Origin of the sequence: Amycolatopsis sp. NBC_01488, assembly GCF_036227105.1 — a bacterium.
In the GTDB taxonomy this organism is placed as follows: domain Bacteria; phylum Actinomycetota; class Actinomycetes; order Mycobacteriales; family Pseudonocardiaceae; genus Amycolatopsis.
Genome location: NZ_CP109434.1, coordinates 602,511 through 620,345 on the forward strand (window position 1 = coordinate 602,511; position 17,835 = coordinate 620,345).

At 70.4% G+C, this 17,835-nt stretch carries 18 protein-coding genes; 10 read left to right on the forward strand and 8 right to left on the reverse strand.

Going from position 1 to position 17,835, the window contains the following annotated elements; genetic code table 11:
* The first annotated feature begins 137 nt into the window (after nucleotides 1–137).
* From ccrA to OG738_RS02920, 4 genes are all read left to right on the forward strand, one after another.
* The gene (gene ccrA / locus OG738_RS02905) at nucleotides 138–1,478 is read left to right on the forward strand and encodes a crotonyl-CoA carboxylase/reductase (RefSeq protein WP_329050982.1); all 1,341 of its coding nucleotides are present in this window, start codon (nucleotides 138–140) and stop codon (nucleotides 1,476–1,478) included.
* A gap of 190 nt (nucleotides 1,479–1,668) precedes the next feature.
* Nucleotides 1,669–2,850 carry a chromosome segregation protein gene (locus OG738_RS02910; RefSeq protein ID WP_329056530.1) on the forward strand — a complete coding sequence of 394 codons (1,182 nt, stop codon included), beginning with the start codon at nucleotides 1,669–1,671 and terminating at the stop codon, nucleotides 2,848–2,850.
* 93 nt (nucleotides 2,851–2,943) lie between these two features.
* Nucleotides 2,944–3,396 (forward strand): universal stress protein, encoded by a 453-nt coding sequence (locus tag OG738_RS02915; RefSeq protein WP_329050983.1) that lies wholly within the window; start codon nucleotides 2,944–2,946, stop codon nucleotides 3,394–3,396.
* A gap of 4 nt (nucleotides 3,397–3,400) precedes the next feature.
* Nucleotides 3,401–4,498, forward strand: a complete 1,098-nt coding sequence (locus OG738_RS02920; RefSeq protein ID WP_329050985.1) for an adenylate/guanylate cyclase domain-containing protein — start codon at nucleotides 3,401–3,403, stop codon at nucleotides 4,496–4,498.
* Between the two features lie 176 nt (nucleotides 4,499–4,674).
* Here OG738_RS02920 and paaE read toward each other — a convergent pair whose 3' ends face one another.
* From paaE to paaZ, 6 genes are read right to left on the reverse strand one after another with little or no spacing between them, the layout of a single operon-like run.
* Nucleotides 4,675–5,724, reverse strand: coding sequence for a 1,2-phenylacetyl-CoA epoxidase subunit PaaE (gene paaE / locus OG738_RS02925; RefSeq protein WP_329050987.1), 1,050 nt, complete (start codon nucleotides 5,722–5,724; stop codon nucleotides 4,675–4,677).
* Between the two features lies 1 nt (nucleotide 5,725).
* Nucleotides 5,726–6,214 (reverse strand): 1,2-phenylacetyl-CoA epoxidase subunit PaaD, encoded by a 489-nt coding sequence (gene paaD / locus OG738_RS02930; protein ID WP_329050988.1) that lies wholly within the window; start codon nucleotides 6,212–6,214, stop codon nucleotides 5,726–5,728.
* Nucleotides 6,208–7,065 (reverse strand): 1,2-phenylacetyl-CoA epoxidase subunit PaaC, encoded by an 858-nt coding sequence (gene paaC / locus OG738_RS02935; protein ID WP_329050989.1) that lies wholly within the window; start codon nucleotides 7,063–7,065, stop codon nucleotides 6,208–6,210. Before paaC ends, paaD begins: the two co-directional genes overlap by 7 nt.
* Entirely contained in the window at nucleotides 7,062–7,376 is a 315-nt protein-coding gene (gene paaB / locus OG738_RS02940) for a 1,2-phenylacetyl-CoA epoxidase subunit PaaB (RefSeq protein WP_286003483.1), read from the reverse strand. Before paaB ends, paaC begins: the two co-directional genes overlap by 4 nt.
* 38 nt (nucleotides 7,377–7,414) lie before the next feature.
* Nucleotides 7,415–8,356, reverse strand: coding sequence for a 1,2-phenylacetyl-CoA epoxidase subunit PaaA (gene paaA / locus OG738_RS02945; protein ID WP_329050990.1), 942 nt, complete (start codon nucleotides 8,354–8,356; stop codon nucleotides 7,415–7,417).
* A complete protein-coding gene (paaZ, locus tag OG738_RS02950) occupies nucleotides 8,353–10,383 on the reverse strand; it encodes a phenylacetic acid degradation bifunctional protein PaaZ (protein ID WP_329050991.1) in 2,031 nt (676 codons plus the stop codon). Before paaZ ends, paaA begins: the two co-directional genes overlap by 4 nt.
* A 167-nt stretch (nucleotides 10,384–10,550) precedes the next feature.
* On the opposite strand from paaZ, the gene paaI reads away from it, so the two are divergent.
* From paaI to OG738_RS02965, 3 genes are read left to right on the forward strand one after another with little or no spacing between them, the layout of a single operon-like run.
* Nucleotides 10,551–10,967, forward strand: coding sequence for a hydroxyphenylacetyl-CoA thioesterase PaaI (paaI, locus tag OG738_RS02955; RefSeq protein WP_329050992.1), 417 nt, complete (start codon nucleotides 10,551–10,553; stop codon nucleotides 10,965–10,967).
* The gene (gene paaK / locus OG738_RS02960; protein ID WP_329050995.1) at nucleotides 10,964–12,241 is read left to right on the forward strand and encodes a phenylacetate--CoA ligase PaaK; all 1,278 of its coding nucleotides are present in this window, start codon (nucleotides 10,964–10,966) and stop codon (nucleotides 12,239–12,241) included. Before paaI ends, paaK begins: the two co-directional genes overlap by 4 nt.
* Nucleotides 12,238–12,831 (forward strand): TetR/AcrR family transcriptional regulator, encoded by a 594-nt coding sequence (locus OG738_RS02965; RefSeq protein ID WP_329050996.1) that lies wholly within the window; start codon nucleotides 12,238–12,240, stop codon nucleotides 12,829–12,831. The genes paaK and OG738_RS02965 overlap by 4 nt, the downstream gene beginning before the upstream one ends.
* Before the next feature lie 42 nt (nucleotides 12,832–12,873).
* Here the strand turns inward: OG738_RS02965 and OG738_RS02970 are convergent, their stop codons facing one another.
* Nucleotides 12,874–13,185, reverse strand: coding sequence for a hypothetical protein (locus OG738_RS02970; RefSeq protein WP_329050997.1), 312 nt, complete (start codon nucleotides 13,183–13,185; stop codon nucleotides 12,874–12,876).
* Between the two features lie 171 nt (nucleotides 13,186–13,356).
* Here OG738_RS02970 and OG738_RS02975 point away from each other — a divergent pair, with 171 nt between their 5' ends.
* Nucleotides 13,357–14,028, forward strand: coding sequence for a TetR/AcrR family transcriptional regulator (locus OG738_RS02975; protein ID WP_329050998.1), 672 nt, complete (start codon nucleotides 13,357–13,359; stop codon nucleotides 14,026–14,028).
* Here the strand turns inward: OG738_RS02975 and OG738_RS02980 are convergent.
* Nucleotides 13,934–15,004, reverse strand: a complete 1,071-nt coding sequence (locus OG738_RS02980) for an AraC family transcriptional regulator (protein ID WP_329051000.1) — start codon at nucleotides 15,002–15,004, stop codon at nucleotides 13,934–13,936. The genes OG738_RS02975 and OG738_RS02980 overlap by 95 nt on opposite strands.
* Nucleotides 15,005–15,083: 79 nt before the next feature.
* Here OG738_RS02980 and OG738_RS02985 point away from each other — a divergent pair, with 79 nt between their 5' ends.
* Both OG738_RS02985 and OG738_RS02990 read left to right on the forward strand, forming a co-directional pair.
* Nucleotides 15,084–16,178, forward strand: coding sequence for a winged helix DNA-binding domain-containing protein (locus OG738_RS02985; RefSeq protein WP_442875859.1), 1,095 nt, complete (start codon nucleotides 15,084–15,086; stop codon nucleotides 16,176–16,178).
* A gap of 76 nt (nucleotides 16,179–16,254) precedes the next feature.
* The gene (locus OG738_RS02990) at nucleotides 16,255–17,718 is read left to right on the forward strand and encodes a flavin-containing monooxygenase (RefSeq protein WP_329051002.1); all 1,464 of its coding nucleotides are present in this window, start codon (nucleotides 16,255–16,257) and stop codon (nucleotides 17,716–17,718) included.
* Nucleotides 17,719–17,835: the final 117 nt, after the last annotated feature.

The following is a 17,835-nucleotide window of genomic DNA, read 5'->3' on the forward strand; positions in this document are numbered from 1 at the left end:
TGGCCAGCCGGTCAAGACTGATCGGTCACAGTTCGACGTGTAATCGTGCTGTCCGTCTCGTACAGTTGTGGGCGCGTGTTACCGGCGAGTAATTTCGGCCGCCAACGCCGTTGACCCCCATCTCCGCGGAGGAACCGATGACGCAGCTCGGCGAGATCCAGCAGGCCATCCTGAACGGCGAGTCCGCCGCGGTCGGGTCCTTGCCCGTGCCCGAGAGCTACCGCGGGGTGACCGTGCACGCCGACGAGGTCGACATGTTCGAGGGCCTCGAGAGCCGGGACAAGGACCCGCGCAAGTCGCTGCACGTCGACGACGTGCCCGTCCCGGAGCTCGGCCCGGGCGAGGCCCTGGTCGCCGTGATGGCCAGCGCCATCAACTACAACACCGTGTGGACGTCGATCTTCGAGCCGATCCCCACCTTCAAGTTCCTCAAGAAGTACGGGAAGCTCTCCCCGCTGGCCAAGCGGCACGACCTGCCCTACCACGTCGTCGGCTCGGACCTGTCCGGCGTGGTGCTGCGCACCGGCGTCGGCGTGCACAACTGGAAGCCGGGCGACGAGGTCGTCGCGCACTGCCTCAACGTCGAGCTCGAGGGCCCGGACGGGCACAACGACACGATGCTCGACACCGAGCAGCGGATCTGGGGCTTCGAGACGAACTTCGGCGGGCTCGCCGAGGTCGCGCTGGTCAAGGCCAACCAGCTGATGCCGAAGCCGGACCACCTGACCTGGGAGGAAGCCGCCTCCCCCGGCCTGGTCAACTCCACCGCCTACCGCCAGCTCGTCTCGCGCAACGGCGCGGACATGAAGCAGGGCGACGTCGTCCTGATCTGGGGCGCTTCGGGCGGCCTCGGCTCCTACGCGACGCAGTACGCGCTGAACGGCGGCGCGATCCCGGTCTGCGTCGTCTCCAGCCCGGAGAAGGCAGCGATCTGCCGCAAGCTCGGCGCCGAGCTGATCATCGATCGCAGTGCCGAGGACTACAAGTTCTGGAAGTCGGAGACCGAGCAGGACCCGAAGGAGTGGCAGCGCTTCGGCGCGAAGATCCGCGAGCTGACCGGCGGCGACGACCCGGACATCGTCTTCGAGCACCCGGGCCGGGAGACCTTCGGCGCGTCCGTCTACGCCGCGCGCAAGGGCGGCACGATCGTCACGTGCGCCTCGACCTCGGGGTACCTGCACCAGTACGACAACCGCTACCTGTGGATGAACCTGAAGCGGATCATCGGCTCCCACTTCGCGAACTACCGCGAGTCCTGGGAGGCGAACCGGCTGATCTCGAAGGGCCTGATCCACCCGACGCTGTCGAAGACCTACTCGCTCGAAGACACCGGGCAGGCCGCGCTCGACGTGCACCGCAACGCCCACCAGGGCAAAGTCGGCGTGCTCGCGCTCGCTCCGCAGGAGGGCCTCGGCGTCCGGGACGAGGAGAAGCGCGCGAAGCACATCGAGGGGATCAACGCGTTCCGCGGCGCCTGATCACAGTGCCTGACGACGACGCCGGGGGCGGCCGCTCCCGGCGTCGGATTCTGCCGGAACAGGGCCGGATCCGGCCAGTTCCCTTCGCCGCATCACGCGGCACGTTCGGCGCACCGCACGGGTGCTCACCCTTCCGTGACCCGCCTGCGACTACGGTAGGCGCATGAGCCTTGGCGATGAACGGGAGCTTGTGCCGCTGGGAGCCGGCTTCGACGTGGCGAAGCGGGGATACAGCCGAGCGCAGGTCGACGAGCACCTCGAACGGCTGGACGCCGACCTGAAGATGCTCACGGCCGATCGGGACGCCGCCATCGCGCAGGCCGGCGACCTGGCGCGGCAGCTGGAGATCGCGCGCGGCGAGATCGCGGACCTGCGCGGGCAGGTCGACCGGCTCGCCCAGCCGCCGACGAGCGTCGAAGGCCTCTCGGAGCGTCTTCAGCGGATGCTGCGCCTCGCACAGGACGAATCCGCCGACACGCGCGCTCGCGCCGAAGCCGAGGCCGGGCACATCCGGGCGAAGGCCGAGACGGACGCGAGTGCCATGCGCGCCCGCTACGAGCAGCTGCTCACCGAGCTCGACCTGCGCCGCAAGGAGATGGAGGCGGAGCACCGCAAGGTGCTCGAGGACGCCCGCGCGCAGGCCAAGGAGATCACCGACAAGGCCGAAGCCGAGCGCACGAAGCTCGACACCGAGTCGTCGGACCGCCGCACGAAGGTCGAAGAAGACTTCGAGATCGCGATGGCCGCGCGCCGCACCGAGGCGATGCGCGTGCTGGCCGAGCAGGAGGCGGCGAGCAAGGCCGAGGCCGCCCGCCGCGTCCAGGAGGCGACGCAGGACGCCGCCGACATCCGCGCGAAGGTCCTCGAAGAGGAGAAGGCCGCGAAGGCGGACATCGAACGCCGTCAGCGCGAGTCGATCGCGGAAGCGAACAAGCGCCGTCAGGACTCGATCACCGAGGCGAACGCCCGGCTCGCGGAGGCCGCCGACGAAGCGCGGCGCCGCGTGACGACGGCGACCGAGGAGTCGAACCGGCGGATCACCCAGGCCAACGAGCGCGTCGACAGTCTGCGCAAGGTGCGCGGCGGGCTGGCCGAGCAGGTCCGCGCGGCGCGGGCGGTGCTGGCCGAAGCGCACACCGTCCTCGGCGACGAGATCAAGGTGCCCGCGGACGTCACGGCCGACCTCAAGGCCGAGGACCTGAAGGCGGACGACAGCACCGGGAAGACGAAGCCGGTGAGCGACGTCGAGGAGACCATCCGGATCAAGGCGTCCGACGTCCCGAAGCCGCAGCCGGCCCGCAAGCAAGCGCCCAAGCCGACTCCGAAGCCGGCTCCCCGGCCAAGCGGAGCGCAGAAAGCGACTGGCGAGTAACCTTCCACCCGACACGAGCGCGGACGAGCCTGCACGGCCGGTACGGACCGGCTATCGTCCCTGCTCACGCGGGATCACCTGGAGGTTTTGCGCATGGGTGCGGCATATCGGACCGTGGTGGTGGGCACGGACGGCTCGGAGTCCTCGTTCGCGGCGGTGGACCGCGCGGCGGCGGTGGCCGGCGACGCGGGCGCCACGCTCGTCATCGCGTGTGCCTACTACCCGGCCAGCAAGACCGACGTCGACAAGGCCCAGGACGTCCTCGGCGACGAGGCGTACCAGGTCGTCGGCTCGGCCCCGGCCGAGGACACCCTGCAGTCGGCGCGGGACCGGGCGACCAAGGCGGGCGCGGCGAAGATCGACACGATCGCCGTCAAGGGCGACCCGGTCGACTCGCTGCGCAAGGTCGTCCATGAGCGCGAGGCCGACCTGCTGGTGGTCGGCAACCGGGGGCTGAACACGATCGCCGGCCGGATCCTGGGCTCGGTGCCGTCGGAGGTGGCGCGCAAGTCCGGCGTGGACGTGCTGATCGTCCACACGACCTGAGCTCGTGACCGATTCGAGCGAAGAGCTCCAGCAGCGGCTCGAACGCGTCCTGCTCGGCGGCAGGCGGAAGTACACCCGGCTGGAAGTGGCCGAGAAAGCCGGCGTGCCCGACGATCGGTCACGCCGGCTTTGGCGCGCCCTGGGATTCGCAACCGTCCGCGACGACGAGGTCGTCTTCACCGACGCGGACGTCGAGGCGATGCGGACGGCGGACCAGCTGGTCCAGTCGGGGCTGATCGACCCGAGCATCGAGGTGTCGGTGACGCGCGCGCTCGGCCAGCACCTGTCGCGGCTGGCCGAGTGGCAGGTCGACATGCTGTGGGAGCTGATCAGGGAGCAGCCGGAGCTGGGCCGCAGCGAGCGCCAGGTGGCCCGGTTGGTCGACCGGCTGCTGCCGGAGCTGGAGCAGGTGCAGAACTTCGTCTGGCGCCGGCACCTGGCGGCGTACGCGGGCCGGGCGTTCGCGGCCGCGGGCGACAACGTCGAAGCGCGCACTGAGGTGGTCGGGTTCGTCGACATGGTCGGCTACACGCGCCTGACGCGCCAGATCGACGAAGAGGAGCTCAGCCGGGTGCTCGACGCGTTCGAGATGCTCGCGACCGAGGTGATCGCGGAGCACCACGGCCGCGTGGTCAAGATGATCGGCGACGAGGTCCTGTTCGTGGCGGACGCGGCGGTCGACGCGGCGGAGATCGCGTTGACGCTGACCGAGCGAACGTCCGCGGACGAGAGCTTGCCGGCGGTCCGCGCGGGAATGGCTTCGGGCCGCATCCTGTCGCGGTTCGGCGACGTGTACGGATCGGTGGTCAACCTGGCGGCCCGCCTGACATCGGTCGCTCGCCCGGGCACGATCCTGGTGGACCGCGAGCTGGCTTCGGAACTCGCGGAGGAGAAGGCGTACGAGCTGAAGATGCGCAGGCCGGTGACGGTCCGCGGGTACAACCGCCTCCGTCCAGCGGCGCTGCGGCGAGCCACCGAGGCGCCGACGGGGATGTTCGCGAGTTCGCAGCAGCTGGCGGCGGAGATGCTGGGGTTGACCGACCCGGCCACTGAGCCGGAGTCCGAGACACGCCCCCGCCGCCGACGGCGGCGCACCCGCTGACCCCGCACCCGCTGACCCCGCACCCGCTGACCGCGCGGCCGGCCGCCCGGCAGACAGCCCCCGCCACTCCCAGGGGGGCGTCCCCAGGCCAATTCTATCGGCGCCGGCCGACGGAAGCCGCCGGAAAGCTGTTTGGCGGCCTGGTTGTCCACAAACGGTCGCTCCTGTGGACAACCTCAGGCGTCGAAGTCGACCGTCAGCTCCTCTGAGACCGGGTAGGACTGGCACGTCAGGACGAAGCCCGCCTCCACCTCGGCCTCTTCCAGCGCGAAGTTGCGGCGCAGGTCCACCTTGCCGTCCGTCACGCGGGCGCGGCACGTGCCGCACACGCCGCCCTTGCAGGCGAACGGGAGGTCCGGGCGGAAGCGCTGGGCGCCGTCCAGGACCGACGATGTGCGCGGCAACGTCATTGTCGACGAGCGGCCGTCCAGAACCACGCGGACTTCCGAGGACTCCCCCGCCACCGAGGGGTCCTCGTGCGTCACCGGCTCAGGTGGGGTGTCGACGTAGAACAGCTCCTGGTGGATTCGCGCGCGGGGCACGTCCAGGGACGTCAGCAGCTCCTGCGCGCCCGTCACCATCTCGAACGGACCGCACAGCCACCAATGGTCCACAGAGGACACCGGAATCAGGGAAGAAAACAACGAACGCAGCTTCGGCACGTCCAAGCGCCCCGTGAACAGCTCCGCCTCGCGCGGCTCGCGCGACAGCACGTGGATCAGCTCCAGGCGGGAGGGCGCGCGGTCCTTCAGGTCGGCCAGCTCGTCCGCGAACATCACCGTGTCCGTGCGGCGGTTGCCGTACAGCACCGTCACCGTCGCGTCCGGGGTGGCCAGCAGCGACGACACGATCGACAGCACCGGGGTGATGCCCGAGCCCGCCGCGATCAGGACGTGGTGGCCGCCTTCCGACAGGTCGGGGGTGAAGGAACCCGTGGGCGTGGCCACCTCGATCGTGTCGCCCGGGCGGACCTCGTTCACCAGCCAGGACGAGAACAGGCCGTCCGGCACCAGGCGGACGCCCACCCGGGGCGCCGCGCCCGCCGCCGCGCAGATCGAATACGACCGGCGCTCGTCGCGGCCGTCGACCGAACGCCGCAAAGTCAGCGACTGACCCGGTTTGAAGGCGTATTCGGCAGCCAGGGAAGCAGGCACGTCGAACGTCACGGCGACCGCGTCGTCGCACAACCGCGTGACGCCCGCGACCTTCAAGGGATGGAACGCCACCTCAGATCTCCTTGACCTGCTCGAACGGCTCGGCGCACGCGCGGCAGCGCCGCAGCGCCTTGCACGCCGTCGCGCCGAAACGGGACTGCTCCTCGGTATCCGCGGACCCGCAGTGCGGACAGCGAACGCGCGACACCGGAGCCGACAGCGTCAGCGGGATCGGGCCCGACCGCCGCGGGGCCGCGCCCGGGGGCGCGATACCGGCCGCGGAGAGCTTTTCCCGGCCCGCAGCCGAAATCCAGTCCGACGACCATGCCGGGGACAGCTGCGTCCGGATCTCGACGTCCGCGAAGCCCGCCGAAACCAGCGCGTGCTCCAGGTCGTCGCGCATCGTGTCCATCGCCGGGCAGCCCGTGTACGTCGGGGTGATCGCCACGACGACGCGGCCGTCCGACTCGGACACCGAACGCAGCACGCCCAGGTCCGCCAGGGTCAGCATCGGCAGCTCGGGGTCGGTGACCGTGGCCGCGACGGCCGCCGCCGTCACCATTTCGCGTCCGGCATCGCCCGGGCGACGCTCTGCAGCTCCGCCAGCAGGAAGCCCATCTGCTCGGTGTGGACGCCGTCGCGGCCCGTCCGGCCCGAGACGCCGGCCAGCTCGCCCGAAGACGGCCGCACCAACGTCGCCGCGGAAAGGGCCTCGTCCAGGACGAGATCGAACTCGGGCCGCAGCGTCGCCGCGTCGACGAACTCGACCTCGTGCGTGTGGAACAGCTCGCCGACGTACGGCCAGACCGCGTCGAGCCCTTCCTGCATCCGTTCGTGCGACAACGGCGTCCCGTCGCCGAGGCGGACCAGCCACTGCGCCGCGTAGTCGCGGTGGTAGGTCACCTCCTTGACGCCCTTGACCGCGATCGCCGCCAGCACCGGATCCACCGACGACACCAGCCGCTGCAGCAGCGCGAGGCGCCACGTCGAGAACACGAACAGCCGCGCGATCAGGTGCCCGAAGTGGCCGCCGCCCAGCTCCGCGAGCCGGACGTTGCGGAACTCGTTTTCCATGCGCGAGAACGCGAACGAATCCTCCGTGCGCGAAGAGCCGTCGGCCTTGCCCGCCCGCGCGAGCAGCAGCCGCGCCTGGCCGAGCAGGTCGAGGCCGATGTTCGCGATCGCGACCTCGTCCTCCAGCTCGGGCGCGTTGGTGCACCACTCCTGCAGCCGATGGGAGAAGATCAGCGCGTCGTCGCCCAGCATCAGGCAGTACGCGGCCAGCCGGTCACCGTCCACACCGGACGGCACCGAAGTGTCCACTCCGGACAGCGGATCCTCGAAGCCGGTGCCGAACGCCCAGCGGGCGTCGTTCTCCTCGGTCAGCGACTCGTACACGTTGTCGAAACTCATATGTGCGGCACCTCCTCGGGGATGTCGTAGAACGTCGGGTGGCGGTAGACCTTGTCGCCGCTCGGCGCGAAGAACGGGTCCTTCTCGTCCGGCGACGACGCCGTGATGTCCGACGCCCGCACGACCCAGATCGACACGCCCTCGTTGCGGCGGGTGTAGAGGTCCCGCGCGTGGTGCAGGGCCATCTGGTCGTCAGCCGCGTGCAGCGACCCGACGTGCACGTGGTTCAGCCCGCGCTTGCCGCGGACGAACACCTCGTACAGCGGCCAGTCGTGCTTGACTGGGCCGGGCGCGGCCGGGACGCCCTCCAGCGGGACGGCTCCGTGGCCGCCTTCGGCAGTAAGGTCGCTCACTTGCGCTCCTTCTTCGCGGCGTGCGCCACGGCGGCTTCCCGCACCCAGGCACCGTCTTCGTGCGCGCGGCGCCGGTGGGCGATGCGCGACGCGTTGCACGGGCCGTTGCCCTTCAACACGTTCTTGAACTCGTCCCAGTCGACCGCGCCGAAGTCGTAGTGCTCCCGCTCGGCATTCCACTTGAGCGAAGGGTCGGGGAACGTGACCCCCAGCGCGGCAGCCTGCGGCACCGACATGTCGACGAAGCGCTGCCGCAGCTCGTCGTTCGTGTGGCGCTTGACCTTCCACGCCATCGACTGCGCGGTGTTCGGCGAGTCGGCGTCCGGCGGGCCGAACATCATCAGCGACGGCCACCACCAGCGGTTCACGGCCTCCTGGACCATGTCCCGCTGCTGCTGGGTGCCCTTCATCATCGTCATCAGCAGCTCGTAGCCCTGCCGCTGGTGGAAGGACTCCTCCTTGCAGATCCGGATCATCGCCCGCGCGTACGGCCCGTACGACGACCGGCACAGCGGCACCTGGTTGCAGATCGCGGCGCCGTCGACCAGCCAGCCGATCACGCCGACGTCGGCGAAGGTCAGCGTCGGGTAGTTGAAGATCGACGAGTACTTCTGCTTGCCCGTGATCAGCTTGTCGGTCAGGTCCGCGCGGTCGGCGCCCAGCGTCGCCGCCGCCGAGTACAGGTAGAGGCCGTGGCCGGCTTCGTCCTGGACCTTGGCCAGCAGGATCGCCTTGCGCCGCAGCGACGGTGCCCGCGTGATCCAGTTCCCCTCGGGCTGCATGCCGATGATCTCCGAGTGCGCGTGCTGCGCGATCTGCCGGATCATCGTCTTGCGGTAGCCCTCGGGCAGCCAGTCACGCGGCTCGATGCGCTGGTCGCGCTCGATGGTGTGCTCGAAGAGCGCTTCGAGTTCGGTCTCGGGCAAAGTGGCGGTCACGGCTGCTCCTTCGACACGAGAGTCAGGACGTCGTACTTGGCCACGGACTCGCCGTCGGCGTTGGTGACGTCGGCGTCCCAGCGGACCTCGCCGTACTCCTGGTCGATCCGCGGGGTGATCTGCTTGGCGGTGAGCGTCACGGTCAGCGAGTCGCCGACCTTGACCGGGGTGAGGAACCGCAGGTTCTCCAGGCCGTAGTTGGCCAGCACCGGGCCCGGCTCGGGCGAGACGAACAACCCTGCCGCAAACGAGACGACCAGGTAGCCGTGCGCGACGATCCCGCCGAACAGCGGGTTCGCGGCCGCGGCCTCGGGATCGGTGTGGGCGTAGAACGTGTCGCCGGTGAACTCGGCGAAGTGGTCGACGTCCTCCTGGCTGACCGTCCGCGGCCCGGCGACGACGGAGTCGCCGATGCGCAGCTCAGCCAGGGATTTCCGGAACGGGTGGACGTCGCCTTCGGTGCGCGGCGCGCCGGTGACCCAGCGGCCGGTGACCGCCGACAGGACGGCCGGGGAACCCTGGACCGCCGTGCGCTGCATGTGGTGCAGCACGCCGCGGATGCCGCCCATCTCCTCGCCGCCACCGGCGCGCCCCGGGCCGCCGTGGACCAGCTGCGGCATCGGCGAGCCGTGGCCGGTCGACTCCTTCGCGTCGTCGGCGTCCAGCACCAGCAGCCGGCCGTGGTAGGGCGCCGCGCCGAGGACGACCTCGCGCACGAACTCCTTGTCGGCGCTGACGATCGACCCGGCGAGGCTGCCGCCACCGCGAGCGGCGAAGTCGACGACCTGCTCGGTGGACGTATAGGGCATGAGCGTCGAGACCGGGCCGAACGCCTCGACCTCGTGCGGCTCCGAACGTTCCGGGTCCGCCTTGAGCAGGACTGGCGAGATGAACGCACCCCGCTCGGCGTCCGCGTCGACCACGTCGACCTGCTCGGGGTCGCCGAACACGACGCTCCCGGCGTCCAGCAGCGCCTTGAGCGACCGCCGGACCTCCTCGCGCTGCTCCAGGCTGGCCAGCGCACCCATGCGGACGCCTTCCGCCGTCGGGTTCCCGACCGTCACCTTCGCGAGCCGCTCGGACGCGGCGGAAGCGACGTCGTCCAGCAGCGCGGCCGGGACGAACGCGCGGCGGATCGCGGTGCACTTCTGGCCCGCCTTGACCGTCATCTCGGTGGTCAGCTGCTTGACGAACAGGTCGAACTCGGTGGTGCCCTTGACCGCGTCCGGGCCCAGGATCGAGCAGTTCAGCGAGTCGGCCTCGGCGGTGAACCGGACGGCGTTGCGGATGATCGCCGGGTGCGCCCGCAGCTTCTGGGCGGTCGACGCCGAGCCGGTGAACGACACCAGGTCCTGCGCGGTCACGTGGTCGAGCAGGTCGCCGACGCTGCCGGCGACGAACTGCAGCGAGCCCTCCGGCAGGATCCCGGACTCGACGATCAGCTCGATCAGGCGCGCGGTCAGGTAGGCCGTCTGGCTCGCGGGCTTGACCAGGCTCGGGACGCCGGCGAGGAACGCGGGGGCGAACTTCTCCAGCGGACCCCACACCGGGAAGTTGAACGCGTTGATCTGGACGGCGACGCCCCGCAGCGGCGTCGCGATGTGCTGGGCGACGAACGTGCCCCCGCGCGAAAGCGGCTCGACGGCGCCCTCGACGTAGACGGTGTCGTTCGGCAGCTCGCGTTTGCCCTTCGAGCCGTAGCTGAACAGGACGCCGATGCCGCCGTCAATGTCGAACTTCGAGTCACCCAGCGTGGCGCCGGTGCGCGCGGAGAGTGCGTACAGCTCTTCGCGGTGCTCGCGCAGGTGCGAGGCCAGCGCCTTCAGCAGGGCCGCGCGCTGGTGGAACGTCAGCTCGCGCAGCGCCGGGCCGCCGACGCGGCGGCCGTACTCCAGCGCGCCCGCGAAGTCGACGCCCGCCGACGAGATCCGGGCGACCTCCTCGCCCGTGGCCGCGTCGTGCAGCGGGACGCCCTCGCCGGTCGCCGTGTGCCACTCACCCGAGACGTAGCTGCGCAGCAATGCCATCAGTGTCCGACCTCCACCGAATTACCTACCGGACGTTCAGTAATCGCCATGGTAGCCGCCTGCCCCGGAGATCGGAAGGGGCGGTGCTTGACACGACCCCGAGCACTGCCTTTACTGAGCGACACCGCGAGGTGACCGTCCATTCGGTCAGTCTGGAGAGGCAGCGCATGACCAACGCCGCGCACACCATGTTCGCCGCCGACGAGGCTTCGCGCGCGCTGGGCATCGCGCTGGTCGAAGCGGGTGACGGCCGCGCCGTGGCGACCATGACGATCACCCCCGCGATGGTCAACGGCCACGACATCGCGCACGGCGGGTACGTCTTCCTGCTGGCCGACACCGCCTTCGCCTGCGCCTGCAACACCCACGGGCCGGTGACGGTCGCCGCGGGCGCCGAAATCTCCTTCGTCGCGGCCGGCCGGCTCGGGGACCACCTCGTCGCCACCGCCACCGAGCGCACCCGCTACGGCCGCAACGGCATCTACGACGTCACCGTGCACCGGGAAACCCCCGGCGGCCCCGAGGTCGTCGCCGAATTCCGCGGCCGCAGCCGCGTCCTCTCCGCGAAACGAGACGAAGCATGATCGAGGCGAACCTCTCCGCCGACGAGCTGGCCGCGCTGCAGCTCGAGCGTCTGCAATGGACACTCAGACACGCCTACGCGAACGTGCCCGCGTACACGAAGAAGTTCGACGCGGCCGGCATCCACCCGGACGACTGCAAGGAGCTCGCCGACCTGGCGAAGTTCCCCTTCACGACCAAGCAGGACCTGCGCGAGAACTACCCCTTCGGGATGTTTGCCGTACCGCAGGACCAGGTCCGGCGCATCCACGCCTCCAGCGGCACGACCGGCAAGGCCACCGTCGTCGGGTACACCGAGCAGGACCTCGACACCTGGGCGACGGTGATGGCCCGGTCGATCCACGCCGCCGGCGGCCGGCCGGGCCACAAGGTGCACGTCGCCTACGGCTACGGCCTGTTCACCGGCGGTCTCGGCGCGCACTACGGCGCCGAGAAGCTGGGCTGCACGGTGATTCCCGCGTCGGGCGGGATGACGGCGCGCCAGGTGCAGCTGATCACCGACTTCGAGCCCGAGGTCATCATGGTCACGCCGTCGTACATGCTGACGCTGCTCGACGAGTTCGAGCGGCAAGGCGTGGATCCGCGCGGGAGTTCGCTGAAGGTGGGCATCTTCGGCGCCGAGCCGTGGACCGAGCAGATGCGCGCCGAGATCGAAGAGCGGTTCGCGATCGACGCCGTCGACATCTACGGGCTGTCGGAGGTGATGGGTCCGGGCGTCGCGCAGGAGTGCGTCGAGACGAAGGACGGCCTGCACATCTGGGAAGACCACTTCTACCCCGAGGTGATCGACCCCTTCGACGAGCACGTGCTGGGCGGCGGCGAGACCGGCGAGCTGGTGTTCACGTCGCTGACCAAGCAGGCGCTGCCGATCATCCGCTACCGCACCCGCGACCTCACGGCGCTGTCGCCGGGGACCGCGCGCCCGGCGTTCCGGCGAATGGCCAAGGTCACCGGCCGCACCGACGACCTGATCATCCTGCGCGGGGTCAACGTCTTCCCGACGCAGATCGAGGAGATCGTGCTGCGGACGGACGGCCTGAGCCCGCACTTCCAGCTCGTCCGGTCCACGCGCGGGCGGCTCGACCACCTGACCGTGCTGGTCGAGGCGCGGCACGACGCTTCGGGTGCGGTGCGGGACGCGGCCGCGTCGTCGCTGGTCGCCGGGGTCAAGGACGGCGTCGGCGTGACCGTGTCGGTGGACGTCGTCGACCCGGACACGCTCGAGCGGTCCATGGGCAAGATGCGGCGGATCATCGACCAGCGGGACAAGCCGTGACGACCCCGCGCCGCGGGCGTCCGGGCTACGACCTCGAATCGCTGCTGCAGGTGGCGGTCCGGCTGTTCAACGAGCGCGGCTACGACGGCACGAGCATGGAGGACCTCTCCCGCAAGCTCGGCATCACGAAGTCGGCGATCTACCACCACGTGCCCAGCAAGGAGGAGCTGCTGCGGCTGGCGGTCGACCGGGCGCTGGACGGGCTGTTCGAAGTGGCGGCCTCGACGTCACAGCTCGACGGGCGCGCGATCGACCGGCTGGAGCACCTGGTGCGCGGCAGTGTGCTGGTGCTCGCCGACCGGCTGCCGTTCGTGACGCTGCTGTTGCGCGTGCGCGGCAACACGAAGGTGGAGCGGGCGGCATTGACCCGCCGTCGCGAGTTCGACCTGCTGGTGACGGACCTGGTGAAGCAGGCGGAAGCGGAGGGCGACATCCGTCCGGACGTCGATCCGGCGGTGACCGCGCGGCTGATCTTCGGCATGGTGAACTCGCTGATCGAGTGGTACAAGCCGCGGCGCGGCTCGTCGGCGACCGAAGTGGCGGACGCGGTGTGCAAGGTCGCTTTCGAAGGCCTGCGCACCGGGTCGTGAGTGGGAAACGGTGTTCTAACCCCGTTCCCCACTCACGACCGGTTACTCCTGCGCGGTCTGGGGCGGGCGCCCCGCTTGCCAAAGCAGGGCTTCGCGCAGCTGCTCGATCAGGCGCTCGTCGTCCGCTTCGGACGGGTCGACGCCCAGCGGGATCCAGCGCTCGGAGACTTTCGACCCCTCGTCGTAGCCCGTGATCACGATTCCGGAGTACGACAGGGATTCTTCGTCCGCGCAATCGCCGTCGGGCGACGGCTCGTCCGCTTCGAAGCCCTCGTCGAAGCTGACGTGACGATGCTGCAGGCGGACGCTCACCCAGCGTCCGGCCTGGCGGATCGGCGCGCCTTCTTCGGTCATCTGGCACCTACCCCGGTCGCTGGCCTCTGCCGTCTCGTCGCATCCGGACGCCGGGAAGTTACCGGCGGGTTGTTCCGGTTGCGTAACGACAAGGCCAGGCGCGAAACGACTCTCTTGACGAAGAGTCAATTACTTGTTGACAGCGTGCCGATCCCCCGCGAGGCTGAGTGGATGACCAGTGGGACCCGGCCGCGGCGACGCCGGCTCGAGCCGGCCGAACGGCGGGCGGAGATCCTCGCCGCCGCGCGGCACCTGTTCGGCGCGGGCAGCTACGCGTCGGTGTCCACTTCGGACATCGCCGAGGCGGCCGGGGTGGCGCGCCCCCTCATCAACCACTACTTCGGCGGCAAGCGCGAGCTGTACCTGGAAGTGGTGCGGCAGCTGATGATCGTGCCGGCGCCGGTCACCGAAGCGCTGCCGGACACCACGATGGAGGAGCGGCTGACGATCGGCGTCGACCGGTGGATCGACGTCGTGGACCGCAACCGCGACGCCTGGCTGACCGTGATCGGCCCGGAGTCCGCGGGCCGCGACCCCGAGATCGAGCGGATCATGCTGGAGGCCGACGAGGTCGCCGCCGACCGCGTGCTGGAAGCCGCGCTGATGTCCGACGTCACCGAAGGCCGCGAAGAGCTGCGCGCAATGATCCGGTCGTTCGGCGGGCTGCTGCGGGCCGCGTCGCGCGAGTGGCTGATCCGCGGCACGCTCGACCGCGCGGCGCTGCGCACCTTTCTCACCGATTCGATCCTCAACCTGCTGAAGGTGACCTACCCGGCGGTGCTAGCCGAGCGGCCCGGTAGCGGCGCGCGAACGCCGCCGGCGTCATCCCGGTCCAGCGCTTGAACGCGTAGATGAAGCTCGACGCCTCCGCGTACCCGAGCCGGTACGCGACGTCCTCGACCGACAGGACGCCGGTGTCGAGCAGCTCCTCGGCCAGCGTCTGGCGGACTTCGTCGACCAGCGCGCGGTAGCTCGTCCCCGCTTCGGTCAGGCGACGGCGCAAGGTCCGCGTGCTGAGCGTCAGCCGGCGCGCGATCTCGTCCATCCCGGCGTCGACGCCGCCGAGCCGCACCAGGCGTTCGCGGACCTGCTGCGAAATACCCGAACGACGGCGTTTGCGCGCGACGATCGCTTCGCACTGCGCGGCGCACAGGGCGACGGTCTGGTCGTTCGCCTGCGGTAGCGGCAGCGACAGCAACGCCGGGTCGAGCGTGGCGCGGCAGGCGTCGGCGCCGAACCGCGGTACCAGGCCGAAGGTCTGCTCGTAACCGTCCACTGTGGACGTCTCGTGCCGGAAGGTCAGGTCCTCCAGCGTGATCTCCGGCAGCAGGTCGCGCATGACCGAGAAGATCGCGGCCAGGTCGCGCAGCACGAGGAAGCGCGCGACGTCGGCGGGCACGCGGCTGTCGTCCAGCTCCAGCGTCAGGCCCCCGCCGTCCAGCTCGACGTGCGGGATGCAGAAGGCGAAGCTGAGGTCGAAGTAGCGCAGGGCGAACAGCATCGCGTCGCGCAACGTCGGGCTGCTGATGCAGGCGAACCCGAAGATGCCGAAAGTCGTGACGCGGTACCGGCGCCCGATCGCCAGCGCCGTCGCGTCCGAGCCGTCCAGTTCGGTCAGGGCGCGCACGACGGCCAGCTCCTGGCGCGCGTCGACCTGCACCGAGGGGTCGGCGAGCAGGTCCGGCGAGAGCGTCGTCGCCTCCAGGAGCTGCCCGGCGGGCAGGCCGCGGTCGGCGGCGAACCGGGTCATCAGCTCGATGCTGGCGGTGCCGCGCGGGAAGTCCCAGTCCCCGACGGCGGGCGCGGCGAGCTCGGCCATGGCCGGAAGTATGGATGACGGCCGTGCGCGCGTCGAATCGAGGACCGGAACTGTCCGGGGTGATCGTTAGGGTGACGGCGTGGAGACCTTGAGCAGGCGGGCCATGAACCGCGCGACGCTGGAGCGCCAGCTGCTGCTGCGCCGCGCGAAGATGTCCGCCCACGACGCCGTGGCGCACCTGGCCGGGCTCCAGGCGCAGGCACCGTTCCCGCCGTACTACGCGTTGTGGTCGCGCCTGCACGGGTTCCAGCCTTCAGAGCTGGCGTCCCTGTTGGAGGAACGCCAGGTGGTCCGGATCGCGCTGATGCGCGGCACAGTCCACCTCGTGACCGCGGCGGACGCGCTGGCGTGGCGGCCGGTCCTGCAGGTGCTCTACGACCGCGACCTGAAGACGAACACCCAGCACGCCCGCGAGCTGGCCGGCCTGGACCACTCCGAAGTAGCCTCGGCGGCGCGCGAGCTGCTGACCGCTTCGGCGCTGACCAGCACGGCGCTCGGTGCCGAGCTGGCGAAACGCTGGAACGTCCCCGCGGCGTCCCTCACCCACCTGGCTCGCGGCCGGTTGCCGCTGGTGCAGACACCACCGCGGGCGATCTGGGGCAAGGCCGGTCAGACGACGTACGCGTGTCTCGACGAGTGGGTGGGTGCGCCGCTTCCCCCGCCTTCGCCCGCTTCGCTCATCGAGCGCTACCTGCGCGCGTTCGGCCCGGCGTCGGTGGCGGACGTGCAGGCGTGGGCGGGCATCACGCGGCTGGGCGAAGTGGCTTCGTCGATGGACCTCCGGCGCTACCGCGACCCGGACGGCCGAGAGCTGCTGGACCTGCCGGAGCTGACGGTGCCGGACGAGGACGTCCCGGCGCCGCCGCGGCTGCTCGGGCCGTTCGACCAGACGATCCTCTCGTTCGCGGACCGGACGCGGGTGATCTCGGACGCCTACCGCAAGCGCGTCATCACCCAGAACGGCCTGGTCAAGGGCACCCTGCTGGTCGACGGGCAGGTGCGCGGCTTCTGGGAGATCACGAAGGCGAAGAAGGCGGCGGCCATCGAGCTGTCGCCGTTCGAGAAGCTGCCGAAGCGCGACCTGGCGGCGTTGGAGAGCGCGGCCGGACGGCTGGTGACGTGGGCGGAGCCGGCGGCCGAGACCCAGGAGGTGCGTGTCCACCCGGCGGCGTGACGACTGGCCGGAATTCTCGATCGAGTGACCGTTCGTGGCCTGTTGTCACAGGCGTCGGCTGCGTAGCTTTTTCGGCATGAGTAGTTCGGCGAAGGGGCCGTCGGTGCTGATCGTGGGCACCGGCTTCGGCGGCATCGGGACGGCGATCGAGCTGAAGCGCGCCGGGTTCACCGACTTCACGATCCTGGAGAGCGCGGCCGAGCCCGGCGGCGTCTGGCGGGACAACACCTATCCCGGCGCGGCGTGCGACATCCCGTCGCCGCTCTACTCGTTCTCCTTCGAGCCGAACCCGCGCTGGCCGAAGCGGTTCTCGCGCCAGCCGGACATCCTGGCCTACCTGCGGCGCGTCATCGCCAAGTACGGGCTCGAGCCGCACATCCACTACCGGACCGAGGTCACCGGGGCCGCGTTCGACGCCGACCGCGGCCTTTGGCGCGTCGAGACTCGGACCGGCGAGACGTACGAGGCAAACGTTTTCGTCCCCGCGGTCGGCCAGCTGTCGCGGCCGGTGCTGCCCGACATCCCGGGCCGGGAGAGCTTCGCCGGCGACGCGTTCCACTCGGCGCGCTGGGACCACGGCGTCGAGCTGACCGGCAAGCGCGTCGCCGTCATCGGGACCGGGGCCAGCGCCGTCCAGTTCGTGCCGGAACTGCGCAAGCACGCGAAGCACGTCACGGTCTTCCAGCGCACGCCGCCGTACGTCCTGGCGAAGTCCGACCCGGCCTACCGGCGCTGGCAGCACTGGCTGTTCGAGCACCTGCCGCCCACGCAGCTGCTCGGCCGGCTGCGGATCTTCCTGCTCGCCGAGTACGCGACGTACGCGATGACGAAGCACCCCGTGCTGGCGAAGATGTTCGAGCTGCGGACGGCGCAGCTGCGGCGCCGGCACATCAAGGACCCGGAGCTGCGCGCGAAGCTGAAGCCGGCCTATCCCCTGGGCTGCAAGCGGATCCTCTTCACCAACGACTACCTGCCCGCGCTGGCCCAGCCGGACGTCGACGTCGAGGCGCGGCGGATCTCTTCGATCACGCCGCGCGGCGTGCGGGTCGAGGACGGGACCGAGATCGCCGCGGACGTCATCGTGTACGGCACCGGGTTCGCCGCGACGGAGTTCCTCGGCCGGATGGAGGTGCGCGGACTCGGCGGCCGGTCGCTGCGGGAGGCCTGGGCCGGCGGCGCGCGAGCGTACCTGGGCATCGCCGTTCCCGGGTTCCCGAACCTGTTCTGCGTCTACGGCCCCAACACGAACCTCGGCGCGGGGTCGATCATCTACATGATCGAGCGCCAGGCACGGTACATCCGCCAAGCCGTGGAACAGCTCGCGCGGCCCGGCGTGTCCTATATGGACGTCCGTTCCGAGGTCGAAGAACGGTACGACCGGGAAGTCCAGAAGCGGCTGGGCCACAGCGTGTGGAGCGCGTGCACCAGCTGGTACCGCCAGGCCGACGGCCGGGTGACGACCAACTGGCCGGGCCTGGTCACCGAGTACGACCGCCGGACCCGCCGGCTCGACCCCGCGGACTACCGGGCGGTGGCGTGATGGACTACGACGTGCTGGTGATCGCTCGGGGTTCGATCGGAGCGTCACGGCGCTGCGGCTGACCGGGAAGGGCTACCGCGTCGGCGTGCCGGAGACCGGCTCAGGACCGGGAAAGGC